Source organism: Pseudomonas sp. P5_109 (genome assembly GCF_034009455.1).
Classification (GTDB): domain Bacteria; phylum Pseudomonadota; class Gammaproteobacteria; order Pseudomonadales; family Pseudomonadaceae; genus Aquipseudomonas.
In genome coordinates, this window is the sequence record NZ_CP125380.1 from 1,907,215 (window position 1) to 1,921,090 (window position 13,876).

10 protein-coding genes and 4 tRNA genes are annotated in these 13,876 nt (G+C 61.0%); 8 read left to right on the forward strand and 6 right to left on the reverse strand.

Going from position 1 to position 13,876, the window contains the following annotated elements; genetic code table 11:
- Positions 1-104: 104 nt before the first annotated feature.
- Both QMK54_RS08570 and QMK54_RS08575 read right to left on the reverse strand, forming a co-directional pair.
- Positions 105-3,575 carry a NahK/ErcS family hybrid sensor histidine kinase/response regulator gene (locus QMK54_RS08570; RefSeq protein ID WP_320402348.1) on the reverse strand — a complete coding sequence of 1,157 codons (3,471 nt, stop codon included), beginning with the start codon at positions 3,573-3,575 and terminating at the stop codon, positions 105-107.
- Positions 3,576-3,814: 239 nt separating this feature from the next.
- On the reverse strand, positions 3,815-4,351 hold the full coding sequence (locus QMK54_RS08575) for a TetR/AcrR family transcriptional regulator (protein WP_110660106.1): 537 nt from the start codon (positions 4,349-4,351) through the stop codon (positions 3,815-3,817).
- Between the two features lie 114 nt (positions 4,352-4,465).
- On the opposite strand from QMK54_RS08575, the gene QMK54_RS08580 reads away from it, so the two are divergent.
- The 4 genes from QMK54_RS08580 (at position 4,466) to QMK54_RS08595 (ending at position 9,245) form a co-directional block, all read left to right on the forward strand.
- Positions 4,466-5,656, forward strand: coding sequence for an MFS transporter (locus tag QMK54_RS08580; RefSeq protein WP_320402349.1), 1,191 nt, complete (start codon positions 4,466-4,468; stop codon positions 5,654-5,656).
- Positions 5,657-5,704: 48 nt separating this feature from the next.
- Positions 5,705-6,016, forward strand: a complete 312-nt coding sequence (locus QMK54_RS08585; RefSeq protein WP_110660104.1) for a cupin domain-containing protein — start codon at positions 5,705-5,707, stop codon at positions 6,014-6,016.
- Positions 6,017-6,121: 105 nt separating this feature from the next.
- Entirely contained in the window at positions 6,122-7,273 is a 1,152-nt protein-coding gene (locus QMK54_RS08590) for a TDT family transporter (protein WP_320402350.1), read from the forward strand.
- A 97-nt stretch (positions 7,274-7,370) separates the two neighbouring features.
- Positions 7,371-9,245, forward strand: coding sequence for an MFS transporter (locus QMK54_RS08595; protein ID WP_320402351.1), 1,875 nt, complete (start codon positions 7,371-7,373; stop codon positions 9,243-9,245).
- A 123-nt stretch (positions 9,246-9,368) separates the two neighbouring features.
- On the opposite strand, the gene sugE is transcribed toward QMK54_RS08595, so the two are convergent.
- The 3 genes from sugE to rdgC all read right to left on the reverse strand — a co-directional run bounded on the left by sugE (position 9,369) and on the right by rdgC (position 11,834).
- Positions 9,369-9,683, reverse strand: a complete 315-nt coding sequence (sugE, locus tag QMK54_RS08600; RefSeq protein ID WP_110660101.1) for a quaternary ammonium compound efflux SMR transporter SugE — start codon at positions 9,681-9,683, stop codon at positions 9,369-9,371.
- Positions 9,684-9,800: 117 nt separating this feature from the next.
- The gene (locus tag QMK54_RS08605) at positions 9,801-10,766 is read right to left on the reverse strand and encodes a bile acid:sodium symporter family protein (protein ID WP_007977600.1); all 966 of its coding nucleotides are present in this window, start codon (positions 10,764-10,766) and stop codon (positions 9,801-9,803) included.
- Positions 10,767-10,913: 147 nt separating this feature from the next.
- On the reverse strand, positions 10,914-11,834 hold the full coding sequence (rdgC, locus tag QMK54_RS08610; RefSeq protein WP_110662726.1) for a recombination-associated protein RdgC: 921 nt from the start codon (positions 11,832-11,834) through the stop codon (positions 10,914-10,916).
- A 159-nt stretch (positions 11,835-11,993) separates the two neighbouring features.
- Between rdgC and QMK54_RS08615 the strand changes: the two genes are divergently transcribed.
- The 4 genes from QMK54_RS08615 to QMK54_RS08630 all read left to right on the forward strand — a co-directional run bounded on the left by QMK54_RS08615 (position 11,994) and on the right by QMK54_RS08630 (position 12,536).
- Positions 11,994-12,069, forward strand: a tRNA-Val gene (locus tag QMK54_RS08615).
- A gap of 19 nt (positions 12,070-12,088) precedes the next feature.
- Positions 12,089-12,165, forward strand: a tRNA-Asp gene (locus tag QMK54_RS08620).
- 199 nt (positions 12,166-12,364) lie between these two features.
- A tRNA-Val gene (locus QMK54_RS08625) sits at positions 12,365-12,440 on the forward strand.
- 19 nt (positions 12,441-12,459) lie between these two features.
- Positions 12,460-12,536 (forward strand) — tRNA-Asp (locus QMK54_RS08630).
- Between the two features lie 187 nt (positions 12,537-12,723).
- Here the strand turns inward: QMK54_RS08630 and QMK54_RS08635 are convergent.
- Positions 12,724-13,860 carry a catalase family protein gene (locus QMK54_RS08635; protein WP_320402352.1) on the reverse strand — a complete coding sequence of 379 codons (1,137 nt, stop codon included), beginning with the start codon at positions 13,858-13,860 and terminating at the stop codon, positions 12,724-12,726.
- Positions 13,861-13,876 lie beyond the last annotated feature (16 nt).

Genomic DNA, 13,876 nt, shown 5'->3' on the forward strand with positions numbered 1-13,876 from the left:
GGCCCCAAATCATTCAACGAGTCTCTTCAGGTAGAGCACGTTGTCGATGTGACGACTGCTGCGCAGCCGAACGGGGGCAAGCCCCCTCGCCACAGGAGGCTGCGTTACAACGGCAAATATCGGCTCAACAACGCCCGCAACGCCGCCGGTTTCACCGGTTTGGCCAGATAGTCCAGCCCCGCGGCGTGCACCAGGTCAACCGTCTCCGGCCGGCCATCGGCGCTGATCACCACCCCGGGAACCGGCTCGCCCATTTGCGTGCGCAACCAGGCCATCAAATCGGTTCCAGTCTCGCCATGATCGAGGTGGTAATCCACCAGCGCCAATTGTGGGCGCATGCCTTCGCCAAGCAATGCGGCACATTCCTCGCGATTGCGCGCGGTCCAGACCTGGCAACCCCAGCGGCTGAGCAGGCTGTTCATGCCGATCAGGATGCTGTCCTCGTTGTCGATACACAGCACCTGCGCGCCATTGAGCAATTTGCCATTGAGCTCGGCGACTTTGACCGGCGCTGCTGTTTGCGCCCGGGCCAGCGGCACGCTGACGCTGAATACACTACCGCGCCCCGGCCAGGAGCGTACACGCAAGGTATGACCGAGCACGCGACAAAGTCCGTCGGCAATAGCCAGTCCCAGGCCGAGGCCTTTTTCGGCCCGTGTCTGGTGGCTGTCGAGGCGCTTGAACTCTTCGAAAATCACCTGCTGTTTATCTTCCGGAATACCCGGCCCGCGATCCCAGACTTCCAGGCTCAGTTGTTCCTTGTGCCGGCGAACCCCCAGTAGCACCGGCCCTTTGCCGTAGCGGAAAGCATTGGTCAGGAAGTTCTGCAAAATCCGTCGCAGCAGTTTGACGTCGCTGTCGACCCGCAGCGCGCTGCCACGCACGCGGAACTCCAGTTTTTGTTCTTGCGCCAACACCTTGAACTCGGTGCCGAGGGTGTCGAACAGTTCGTTGATCGCGAACGGCTGGCGATTCGGGTTGATCTTGCCGTTCTCCAGGCGGGAAATGTCCAGCAGGTCGCTGATCAAATCCTCGGCAGAGCGCAGCGAGCTGTCCAGGTGCCCGACCAGTTTCTGCGCTTCGCCGGACAAACCATCGTCCTGATGGGAGAGGGCGGCGGAGAACAGCCGCGCCGCATTCAAAGGTTGCATCAAGTCATGGCTGACGGCCGCGAGGAAACGGGTCTTGGACTGGTTGGCCGCCTCGGCAGTGCCCTTGGCTTCAGTCAGGGCGACGTTGAGCTGCGACAATTCGTGGGTGCGTTCGGTGACCCGTTGCTCCAGGCCTTCGTTGGCCTCGGTCAGCGCCTGCTCGGCTTCGCGGAAGGCGGTAATGTCGGTGAAACTCATGACGAAGCCACCGCCCGGCATCGGGTTGCCGATCAGCTCGATCACCCGGCCATTGGGGAACAGGCGCTCGGAGGTATGTGCGCGGCCCTGGCGCATCCAGTGCAGGCGGCGCGCAACGTGCACTTCGGCTTCGCCGGGACCGCACAGGCCGCGCTCGGCATTGTGGCGAATGATGTCGGCGATGGGCCGGCCGACTCTGATCAGGTCATCCGGGTAGTTGAACAAATCCAGATAGCGACGGTTCCAGGCCACCAGTTTCAGCGACTGGTCGACCACGCTGATGCCCTGGGTGATGTTCTCGATGGCGCCTTGCAGCAAGGCACGGTTGAACTGCAACACCTCCGAGGCTTCGTCGGCGATGCGCACGACGTCCTCCAGTTGCATCTCCCGGCCTTCAATGGCGGCTTTTACCACCGCGCGGGTTGAAGAGGCACCGAGCACACCCGCCAGCAAGCGTTCGGTATGGGCGATCCATTCACTGTCGGCGTTCTGGTTCGGATTGAAGCCTTTGCCCTGGCGATAGGCAAAGCGGATGAAGCTTTGACGGGCGCGTTCTTCGCCGACGAAGCGCGCTGCCAGTTGCAGCAGGTCGTCGATCTGCACTGAAAGCATCGAGCGTGCGCTGGGGCGGGCACTGATTTCCTGGCCGATGAAGCGGCCCGCCTGCCAGTGCTCGGAAACCCGGGTACGCGACAGCACCGAGACCCAGGCGAACAGCGTGAAGTTGCCGGCCAGCGACAGCACCACGCCTTGGGTCAGCGGGGTGATCGGCAGGTTCAGTGGATTGCTGTGCAGCCAGGCCAGGCCCGGGAATGTGCTCAAGGACAGGCCGAGGCTCAGGGCGGCAATCGGCAGGATCAAGGTGTAGAACCACAGGAACGTGCCCGCGGCGAGGCCTGCGAAAACGCCGCGACGGTTGGCCTGCTTCCAGTACAGCGCCCCGAGCATGGCGGGGGCCAGTTGGGTCACGGCGGCGAAGGCAATCTGGCCGATGGTCGCCAGGCTGGCGGTCGAGCCCAGCAGGCGATAGCTGACATAGGCCAGCAGCAGAATGACCACGATGCTGACGCGGCGCACCGACAGCATCCACTGGCGGAACACTTCGAACGGGCGCTCGGCGTTGTTGCGACGCAGCAACCAGGGCAACAGCATATCGTTGGAGACCATGGTCGACAGCGCCACGCTGGCCACGATCACCATGCCGGTGGCCGCCGATGCGCCACCGATAAACGCCAGCAGGGCCAGCGCCGGATGCGCCTGGGCCAGGGGCAGGCTGATGACGAACGAGTCAGGCAACACCGAACTGGGCAGCAGCATCTGGCCGGCCAGGGCGATCGGCACGACAAACAATGCCGCGAGGGCGAGGTAGGCCGGGAAAACCCATTTGGCCAGGCGCAGATCCTGGGGATCGATGTTCTCGACAACGGTCACGTGGAACTGCCGCGGCAAGCAAATGATCGCCATCATCGCCACACCGGTCTGTACCACCATCGACGGCCAGTTGATGGTTTCCTTCCAGTACTGTTCGAGCCGCGGCGCCAGCATGGCCTGGTCGAACAGGTCGTCGAAACCGTCGTACAGGCCGTAGGTCACGAAAGCGCCGACGGCGAGAAACGCGAACAGTTTGACCAGTGATTCGAAGGCAATCGCCAGCACCATGCCACGGTGGTGCTCCGTGGCGTCGAGGTTGCGGGTACCGAAGACAATGGTGAACAGCGCCAGCACCAGCGACACGATCAGCGCGGTGTCCTGGGCGCGGGTGCCCATGGCGTCGGCGCCGGCGCCGATCAGCAGGTTCACGCCGAGCACGATGCCTTTGAGCTGCAATGCGATATAGGGCAGCACGCCGACCAGGCAGATCAGCGCCACCACCACCGCCAGTGACTGGGATTTGCCATAGCGTGCGGCGATGAAGTCGGCGATCGAGGTGATGTTCTCCTGTTTACTGATCATCACCATTTTTTGCAGGACCCACGGTGCGCCAACCAGCAACAGGATCGGCCCGAGGTAGATCGGCAGAAACGACCAGAGCTGTTCGGCGGCCTGGCCCACGGCGCCGAAGAAGGTCCAGCTGGTGCAATAGACCGCCAGCGACAGGCTGTACACCCAGGCTCGCACTCGCGGCGGCAAGGGCGCACTGCGACGGTCGCCATAGAAGGCGATGGCGAACATGATGGCCATATAGGCCAGGGCGACGGCGGCGATCAGCCCGGTGGACAGCGACATGGGGACTCCAGACAAAAGACATCCGAGCCTCCCGCCCGGACAGACAGTCTCGCACGACCGCCAGCGTTAGTCAGTGTCGACCAAGGTCGTGGCGTGGCGGGGTGTCGCAGGGAGATGTCAGATGGATCTTCAGTGTTTGGGAGGGACCTTTCGCGAGCAAGCCCGCTCCCACATTCGACCGTGTTTATCTGTAGGAACACAGTCGAATGTGGGAGCGGGCTTGCTCGCGAATGGCGGTATTACTGACTCAATGCAATCTCGATCAACCGATGCAGCTCTTCAACCTCAAGCGGCGCCTCGGAAAACAGGATGCGGAACACGATGGGCGCCGCGATCAGGTTGATCATTCGATCGACACCCCGTACGGGTTCGTTGGGATAACGGTCGAGGATTGTCTGCAACTGCCCGCCAATGATGGTCGCGCAGTAACTCGGCTTCAACGCCGCCTGCACGTCGTACAGCATGTTGCGGCCAGGCTCGGAGCTCATTTCGTCCAGGTACTGTTCCGCCCAGGCCCGAATATCGCCGTGCAGGCTACCGGTATTGATCGGCTGGTTGTCGGGCTGCATGCGGGCGAGGGCGACGTCGGCCAGCAGCGCCGACACATCACCCCAGCGTCGATAGATGGTTGACGGCGTGACGCCCGCGCGCGCAGCGATTTGCGGCACGGTCACGCTGGCGCGGTCCTGCTCCTCGAGGAGCTGGCGCACGGCCGCATGAATCGACTCTTGTACCCGCGCACTGCGCCCGCCTGGGCGTAAGGTCGGAGCTGTCATCCTGTGATTCCTGTAAAAGCCATGCTTTGGACCTTAACACAAAGAATTTGCTTTAAGAGAAATCCAGCAGCACACTCCGCAAAAGCAAAAAGTTAGCTTTTGCGGAGTGTGCCCATGTCCAGTTCTCATTCAAACCGTGCCAGCCTGTGGTTTCTGGCGATTACGCTGCTCAGTTTCCTCGCCGCCTCCACTGCGCCGACGCCGCTGTATCACCTGTACCAGGAGCAGATGCAGTTTTCGGCAGCGATGCTGACCCTGATTTTCGCCGTATACGCCCTCAGCCTGCTGGCCGCGTTGCTGACGGTCGGCTCGCTGTCGGATTACCTGGGGCGCAAGCCGGTGATTTTTACCGCGGTGGTGCTGAACATCCTGGCGATGCTGCTGTTTATCTACGCCGATAGCGTCGCCTGGTTGATCAGTGCCCGGGTACTGCAAGGCTTCGCGACGGGCATGGCGACTGCGGTCTTGAGTGCAACGCTGCTCGACACCGACCGACAGCAAGGGCCGTTGGTCAATAGCGTCGCGCCGTTGCTCGGCATGGCCCTGGGTGGACTGGGCTGTGGTTTGCTGGCCGAGTTTGCTCCGGCGCCGTTGCACTTGACCTATTGGTTGTTACTTGTGCTGTTCGCGATGCAGGCCGTATGGGTCTGGCGTCTACCGGAGAGCGTCACGCGCCAGTCTGGGGCCTGGGCATCATTGCGACCCACCCTGCATGTGCCGGTCCAGGCGCGGGTGACGTTATGGCGGGTGTTGCCGCTCAACACGGCGACTTGGGCGCTGGGCGGATTTTACGCGTCGCTGGCACCTTCATTGGTGCGCACGGCGACCGGTTCAACGTCGAACCTGATTGGCGGGGCGACCGTCGCCGCATTGACGGTGACCGGTGCCCTGATGATTTACACGCTGCGCAATCAGGCTGCGACCAAGGCGCTGCAACTGGGCGCCTGTGCGCTGCCGGTGGGAGTCGTCCTGATTTTACTGGGCGTGCATAGCGCCAGTTTGCCGTTGTTTTTCCTCGGCACGCTGGTCGCCGGTTGCGGCTTCGGCGCCGGTTTCCTCGGGGCGGTGCGCAGTCTGGTGCCGCTGGCTTTGCCCCATGAGCGCGCGGGTCTGATGTCGGCGTATTACGTGCTCAGTTACCTGGCGTTCTGCCTGCCGGCACTGCTGGCCGGCAATCTGGCGCGGAATTTTGGTCTGGTGGCAACGACCGATGGTTATGGCGCGGTATTGATTGTGCTGGCCCTCAGCGCAATGGCGAGTTTATTGCGATCACGTTCGGCCAAGGCCTGCGAGGCCAACTTGTAAAATTGAGTTAGCCTTGGCGCTCACTCTGCTCAATCGAAGGACCGGACCATGAAGATCATCCGCAGTAAGTCGTTCACGGGCGAGCGTGCCTGGGCCGCGCTGGACATCGCCAACATGAACGGCATCACCACGCGGCTGCACTGGACCGATCAACCCTACAAATGGCACACAAACGATGGCGAAGAAGTGTTTGTCGTACTGGATGGCCAGGTGCAGATGCGTTATCGCGAATTGGGGGTGGAGCGGGATGTCTTGCTGGAGGTCGGCGACATTTTTTATGCCTCGGTGGGCACCGAGCATGTGGCGCATCCTGTAGGGCCGGCGCGGATATTGGTGGTCGAATCGGAAGGCAGTGTCTGACTCTATATAGGTTATATCGATAAGATATAGAGATATTACCCGTTATATAGATATTCGATTCGGATCTAACATGGGCTCCACCTCACGAGAGGACAGGAGTTCGCCATGACATGCGCCAATAGCATCAAGCCCGGAATCAAACCTTTCAGTCACTTGCAGCATCCCCGCGAGGTGATCCGCCAGTTCACCCCCAACTGGTTCGCGGCCACCATGGGCACCGGCGTGCTGGCGTTGGCGCTGGCACAATTGCCGGTCGCCATGCCCGCGTTGCACGCGTTCGCCGAAGCCCTTTGGCTGTTCAACATCGCCCTGTTTCTGCTGTTTACGGCGCTGTACGCGGCGCGTTGGCTGCTGTTTTTCGACGAGGCACGACGGATCTTCGGCCACTCCACGGTCTCGATGTTTTTCGGCACCATCCCCATGGGCCTGGCGACCATCATCAACGGCTTCCTGGTGTTCGGTCTGCCGCGCTGGGGCGACGGTATGATCCACATCGCCGAGATGTTGTGGTGGCTGGATGTGGCCATGTCGCTGGCCTGCGGCGTGCTGATTCCCTACATGATGTTCACCCGTCAGGAGCACAGCATCGACCAGATGACCGCCGTCTGGCTGTTGCCGGTGGTCGCGGCAGAAGTCGCGGCAGCCAGCGGTGGTTTGCTGGCGCCGCACCTGGCCGACGCCCACTCGCAACTGGTGGTGCTGGTGACCAGCTACGTGCTCTGGGCCTTTTCCCTGCCGGTGGCTTTCAGCATCCTGACCATTCTCTTGTTGCGCATGGCCCTGCATAAGCTGCCCCACGAAAACATGGCCGCCTCAAGCTGGCTGGCTCTTGGCCCGATCGGCACAGGTGCATTGGGCATGCTGGTGCTCGGCGGCGATGCACCACTCATTTTCGCGGCCAACGGTATGCCGGGAGTCGGTGAGATCGCTGCGGGATTGGGCCTGGTGGCCGGCATCACCCTGTGGGGCTTCGGCCTGTGGTGGATGCTGATGGCGCTGCTGATCACCGGGCGCTACCTGCGTGCCGGCATTCCCTTCAACCTCGGCTGGTGGGGCTTCACCTTCCCGTTGGGCGTCTATTCCCTGGCGACGTTGAAACTGGCCAGTACCTTGAACCTGACGTTTTTCAGCGTGTTTGGCTGCGTGCTGGTGGCGTTGCTGGCCGCGATGTGGCTGATCGTCGGCAAGCGCACGGTGCTGGGCGCCTGGCGTGGTGAGCTGTTTGTCTCGCCGTGCATTGCCGGATTGAAGAAATAACCGGCAAAGATTGGGTAATGTGTGGCCTGGATCGATTTTTGATATTCCAATAAAGGAATCCCGGCCACTCGTTACCTCATTCAGGGAAACATGGAAGATGAGTCACCCCTCACAGTTCACCTTGCTGCGCACCCGGCGCTTCCTGCCGTTCTTCATCACCCAGTCCCTCGGGGCGTTCAACGACAACGTATTCAAGCAGTCGTTGATCCTCGCCATTCTGTACAAGCTGAGCATCGAAGGTGACCGCTCGATCTGGGTCAACCTGTGCGCGCTGCTGTTCATCCTGCCGTTTTTCCTGTTCTCGGCGCTGGCCGGGCAATTCGGGGAAAAGTTCGCCAAGGACGCGTTGATCCGCCTGATCAAGCTGGGGGAAATCGCCATCATGGCGATCGGCGCCGTCGGCTTCATGTTCGATCACCTCTCGTTGATGCTGGTGGCGCTGTTCGCCATGGGCACCCATTCGGCGCTGTTGGGGCCGGTGAAGTACTCGATCATGCCGCAAGCGCTGCATGAAGATGAGCTGGTGGGCGGCAACGGCCTGGTGGAAATGGGCACGTTCCTGGCGATCCTCGCCGGCACCATTGGCGCCGGGGTCATGATGTCTTCGGCGCATTACGCGCCGGTGGTGTCCACGGCAATCATCGGCATTGCCGTACTCGGCTACCTGGCCAGCCGCAGCATTCCTCGCGCAGCGGCCGCCACGCCGCAAATGCGCCTGAACTGGAACATCTTCAGCCAGTCCTGGGCCACGTTGAAACTGGGCCTGGGGCAAACGCCGGCGGTGTCGCGCTCGATTGTCGGCAACTCGTGGTTCTGGTTTGTCGGGGCGATTTACCTGACGCAGATCCCGGCCTATGCCAAGGAATGGATGCACGGCGACGAAACCGTGGTGACGCTGATTCTGACGGTGTTCTCGGTCGGCATCGCGTTGGGTTCGATGCTTTGCGAGAAGCTCTCCGGACGCAAGGTCGAGATTGGCCTGGTGCCGTTCGGCTCGTTTGGCCTGACCGTTTTCGGCCTGCTGCTGTGGTGGCATTCCGGCGGTATTCCGGACAGCGCCGCCGGCCATGGCTGGATTGAGATTCTCGGTTTCGGCCATACCTGGCTGGTGTTGTTCGACATCCTCGGCCTGGGCGTCTTCGGCGGTTTCTACATCGTGCCGCTGTACGCGCTGATCCAGTCACGAACCGCGGAGAACGAACGGGCGCGGGTGATTGCCGCCAACAACATCCTCAACGCGTTGTTCATGGTGGTATCGGCGATTGTCTCGATCGTCTTGCTGAGCGTGGCCAAGCTGTCGATCCCGCAGCTGTTCCTGGTGGTGTCGTTGCTGAACATCGGCGTCAACGCCTACATCTTCAAGATCGTCCCCGAGTTCACCATGCGTTTCATGATCTGGCTGCTCAGCCATTCCATGTACCGCGTCGAGCACCGCAACCTGGATCTGATCCCCGATGAAGGCGCGGCGCTGCTGGTGTGCAACCACGTATCGTTCGTCGACGCCTTGCTGATTGGCGGCGCGGTGCGTAGGCCGATTCGCTTTGTGATGTATTACAAGATCTACAATCTGCCGGTGCTGAACTTCATCTTCCGTACCGCGGGGACGATTCCTATCGCGGGGCGTCATGAAGATATCCAGATCTACGAAAAGGCCTTCACACGCATTGCCCGGTATCTGAAGGAGGGTGAGCTGGTGTGCATCTTCCCCGAGGGTAAGTTGACCGCCGATGGCGAGATGAATGAGTTCAAGGGCGGCTTGACGCGGATTCTCGAAGAGACGCCGGTGCCGGTGATCCCGCTGGCCTTGCAAGGGTTGTGGGGGAGTTTCTTCAGTCGCGATCCGGGCAAGGGGCTGTTTCGCCGGTTGTGGTCGCGGGTGACCCTGGTGGCGGGGCCGGCGGTGGCGGTTGAGGTGGCGGAGCCGGCGAAGTTGCAGGCGTTGGTGGGGGAGTTGCGCGGGGCAGTCAGATAGCCGGAGGCTGTGCTGGCCTCTTCGCGAGCAAGCCCGCTCCCACAGGAATTGATGGTGTACTCCACATGTGTGGGAGTGCACGAAACCTGTAGGAGCTGGCTTGCCAGCGATGGCGTCAGCGGCCTAAGCGCTGACCTTCAGGCCAACGAGCCCGAAAATGATCAACGCCACACTCGCCAACCGCACCAGCGCCATGGACTCGCCGAACAGAATGATCCCGGCGATCACCGTGCCAACGGCGCCGACACCGGTCCAGATCGCATAGGCCGTACCCAGCGGCAATTCCTTCATGGCAAGGCCGAGCAGGCCAAGGCTGATCGCCATGGCCGCAACGGTCAAGACAGTGGGGAGCGGGCGGGTGAAGCCGTCGGTGTACTTGAGGCCGACGGCCCAGCCCACTTCGAACAGGCCGGCGAAAAACAGAATGATCCAGGACATGAAGACCTCCATCGTCTGACGGGGTCGTCCCCTGATTAATGACTCGATCGAGCCGCGAGGTCGTCCTCGCGATGCGCAATATAGTGCCCAGCATTAACCTGGGGATCAAGTTTCGAATCAGTCGCTGACTTGCTGGGCCGCCATTTCCCGATCCTGTTTCTCGCTCATGCGACGGAAATACGTCGAAAGCAATGCCCCGGAAATGTTGTGCCAGACGCTGAACAGCGCGCTGGGCACCGCCGCCAGTGGCGAGAAGTGCGCGCTGGCCAGGGCCGCGCCCAATCCGGAGTTCTGCATGCCAACTTCCAGGGCCAGGGACTTGCGCTGGGCCAAAGGGAGCTTGAACAGGCGCCCGGTGAAGTACCCCAGCAGGTAGCCGAAGCTGTTGTGCAGCATGACCACGGCCATGATCAACAGGCCGGATTCGGCAATCTTCGCCTGGCTGGCGGCAACCACGGCGGTGACGATGATCACGATGCTCACTACCGAGACCAGCGGCAACACGTCCACGGCGTGGCGAACCTTGTCGCCGAGCACCCGTTGGGCAACCACGCCCAGCACGATCGGCAACAGCACCACTTGCAGGATCGACCAGAACAGCTCCATGAACGACACCGGCAACCAGGCCGAGGCCAGCAGCCAGATCAGCGCCGGCGTCAGCAGCGGGGCGAGGAGGGTGGTGACGGCGGCGATGGCCACCGACAGCGCCAGGTCGCCGCGGGCCAGCCAGGTCATCACGTTCGACGAGGTGCCGCTTGGGCAGCAACCGACCAGAATCACGCCGACGGCAATTTCCGGCGGCAAGTGAAATGCCTGGCAGAGCAACCACGCCACGCCCGGCATGATCACGAAATGTGCAACCACGCCCAGGGCCACGCGCCATGGATGGCGAGCGACTTCGGCGAAGTCTTCGAGTTTGAGGGTCAGGCCCATACCGAACATCACCAGCCCCAGCAGGGGCACGATGGCGCCTTTGAGGCCGAGGAACCATGCCGGCTGCAGAAACGCCACGACAGCGAAAATCAGTACCCAGTAGGCGAAGGTGTTGCCGACAAAACGACTCAATGCAGCCAGTGCGCGCATGGCTTGATCCTTTTTATTAAGTAGCACCACAAAACCAAATGTGGGAGCGGGCTTGCTCGCGAAGGCGGAGTATCAGTCAGTTCATATGTCGACTGACACTCCGCCTTCGCGAGCAAGCCCGCTCCCACAGTTTGAGATCACACGCTTTTAAATCCCCTGCGGCGTCTCTTCGCCACCCAGCGCTTCAACCAGCGCCGGCAGGAAGTCGCCGAAGGTCAGCATCATCAGGGTGAAGCTGGCGTCCAGTTGGCCCAGGGCTTCTTCGCCGCCGTCCTGTTCCGCCTGGTCCTGCAGCAGGTCTTCGAACTTCAGGCGCTTGACCACCATCTTGTCGTCGAGGACGAACGACAGTTTGTCCTGCCAGGCCAGGGACAGTTGCGTGACCACCTTGCCGGTGCTCAGGTGCAGCTGGATTTCTTCGCTGGTCAGGTCCTGGCGCTTGCAACGCACGATGCCGCCGTCTTCGTGGGTGTCGCGCAGTTCGCACTCGTCCAGCACAAAGAAATCGTCCGCGGCTTTCTGGGTGGTGACCCACTCGGTCATGGTCGCGGTCGGGGACATCTTCACGGTCAGTGGACGCACCGGCAGGGTGCCGATCACTTCGCGCAAGGTCGACAGCAGGTCTTCGGCGCGTTTCGGGCTGGCCGAGTTGACCAGGATCAGGCCCTGTTTCGGCGCGATGGCGGCGAAGGTCGACGAGCGGCGGATAAAGGCGCGGGGCAGGAAGGCCTGGATGATTTCATCCTTGATCTGATCGCGTTCCTTCTTATAGACCTTGCGCATTTGCTCGGCTTCGATCTCTTCGACCTTTTCCTTGACCGCGTCACGTACGACGCTGCCCGGCAGAATGCGTTCTTCCTTGCGGGCGGACACCAGCAGGAAGTCACCGCTGACGTGTACCAGTGGCGCATCTTCGCCTTTGCCGAACGGCGCGACGAAACCGTAGGTGGTCAACTCCTGGCTTGCACATGGGCGCGCCAGTTTGGTGGCCAGTGCAGTTTCCAACGCCTCGGCATCAACAGGCAGATCTTGGGTCAGGCGATAGATAAGCAGGTTTTTGAACCACATGGGGTGAGTCTCTCCTTTATACAAAGGGGGGCATTATTGTCTTCGCCGTGCCATAGGCCAACCTTTCTCTAAGCCTTTGGAAGGGCTGAGAAAATTATTTTAAAAAGTGCTTGCCAGAGGTTAGGTCGCTCCGTAGAATGCGCGCCACACCGAAGCGAAGGGTGATTAGCTCAGCTGGGAGAGCGTCTGCCTTACAAGCAGAATGTCGGCGGTTCGATCCCGTCATCACCCACCATTCGTTTCAAGTGTTTAGCGCAGCGGTAGTTCAGTCGGTTAGAATACCGGCCTGTCACGCCGGGGGTCGCGGGTTCGAGTCCCGTCCGCTGCGCCATATTCGGTAACCTGGATCACTGAACGCCAGGTCACCACGGAAGAACCCGCAAACGCGGGTTTTTTTCTGCCTCAAAGTTTGTACGGTTGTACCCGCGGGATGTGTCGTTTTACCGGTTTTCGGATTTATTTGAAAAAACTTCAATTAAATCAACACTTTACGAAAACTTGTGGCATAATGCGTCCCGTAACGAAGCGAAGGGTGATTAGCTCAGCTGGGAGAGCGTCTGCCTTACAAGCAGAATGTCGGCGGTTCGATCCCGTCATCACCCACCATTCGTTTCAAGCGTTTCGCGCAGCGGTAGTTCAGTCGGTTAGAATACCGGCCTGTCACGCCGGGGGTCGCGGGTTCGAGTCCCGTCCGCTGCGCCATATTCGGAATCTGGAACACTGAACGTCAGATTCCACAGAAAGCCCGCCTAGTGCGGGCTTTTTGCTGTCTGGGATTTGGCTTTCCCCGCTCTCTGCAGGAGCGAGCTGGCTCGCGCAGGTCGTGAACGATAACGCGTGACTTCAGATACCCAGCGGCGCCTATGGTTTTTCGCGAGCAGGCTCGCTCCTACAGTCCGGCATTGCGGCTGTGACGGTAGTCGCTGACGGCTTCGTACACGGCTTTGCGCAGGCGATTGATCCCGCCGATGGGGCGGTGCGCCTCAATGCCGAACCAGGGATTGAACGACTGGTTGTCGCATTGCAGGTTCAGCGCCGGTGTATCGAAGTCCTGCGCCGCAATCTTGATTCGCGCCACCGTCTCGAAGGGCGCATCGCTTTCGCGCCACTCAATACTGGTGTCTTCAATCGGCATGTACTTGTTGACGTCCTGTCGCTGGATTTGCAAGACGAAGCACGCGGGCACCCGATCGGTCGAAAGCTGCTGGTTCAGCGCATTGCGCAGAAAGTTCGGCAACTTGCGATTTTGTTCCGGCAGGTTGTAGGCCGGGCAACTGTCCGGGTCAGGGGCGACCCGGAACTTCGCATTGGCTGCACCGAATTTGTAGGGCGAAACCGAAAAGTAGGTCGTCCGGGTTGGGCTTGGCGGGGCAGGGGACAGTGTCGCCAGGGCGATAAACAAGTGGCGAACCTGCCAGGCGCGCGGATCCCAGCTGGGGAAGAAGGCCATCATCTTTTTACCGTCGGCTTGAGCGGCGACGTTCTGACGGTACTCGGCGACATTGCTTACAAAGAAGTTCGGATGGCTGAACATCACAAAGTCCTGTTCGCCTCGCGCCTGTTGATCACTCAACAACTGCTTGCCCGGCACATCGAACAGTTTGATCGCCATGCCCCGGGCGTCTCGAATGCTGTCGAACTGCGGGTAGGCATTGCCATTGGACAGGCGCATCGTCGCTTGCCAGGTTTTGCCCGGCTCGCTGAACACCCCCTGGCGCAGTTCGCTGGCGAGTTCCGGCAGCACCTGAACCTCGGCCTTCACGCAGCCGTGGGCCTTGGCGTGGGCATCGCGCAGGTAGCGGGTGCTTTCGCGGTGCTGATCGACGATGCGCACGGCGGTCTGGATGATGTCCTGGGTCATCGCGGCTTCACCGTCGGGAATCAGCTCCTGTGCCGAGACCGGTCCGCGCTGCTGCCAGGCAAACCAGGCGGTGGCCAATGCCCAGCCAAGCACGCCGAGACCGAGTAACCACAGCAATAACGTGCCGAGGAAGGCGCCCAGTCGTAGCCAGAGTGTAATCAGCATGGGAGAGTCCTTTTGA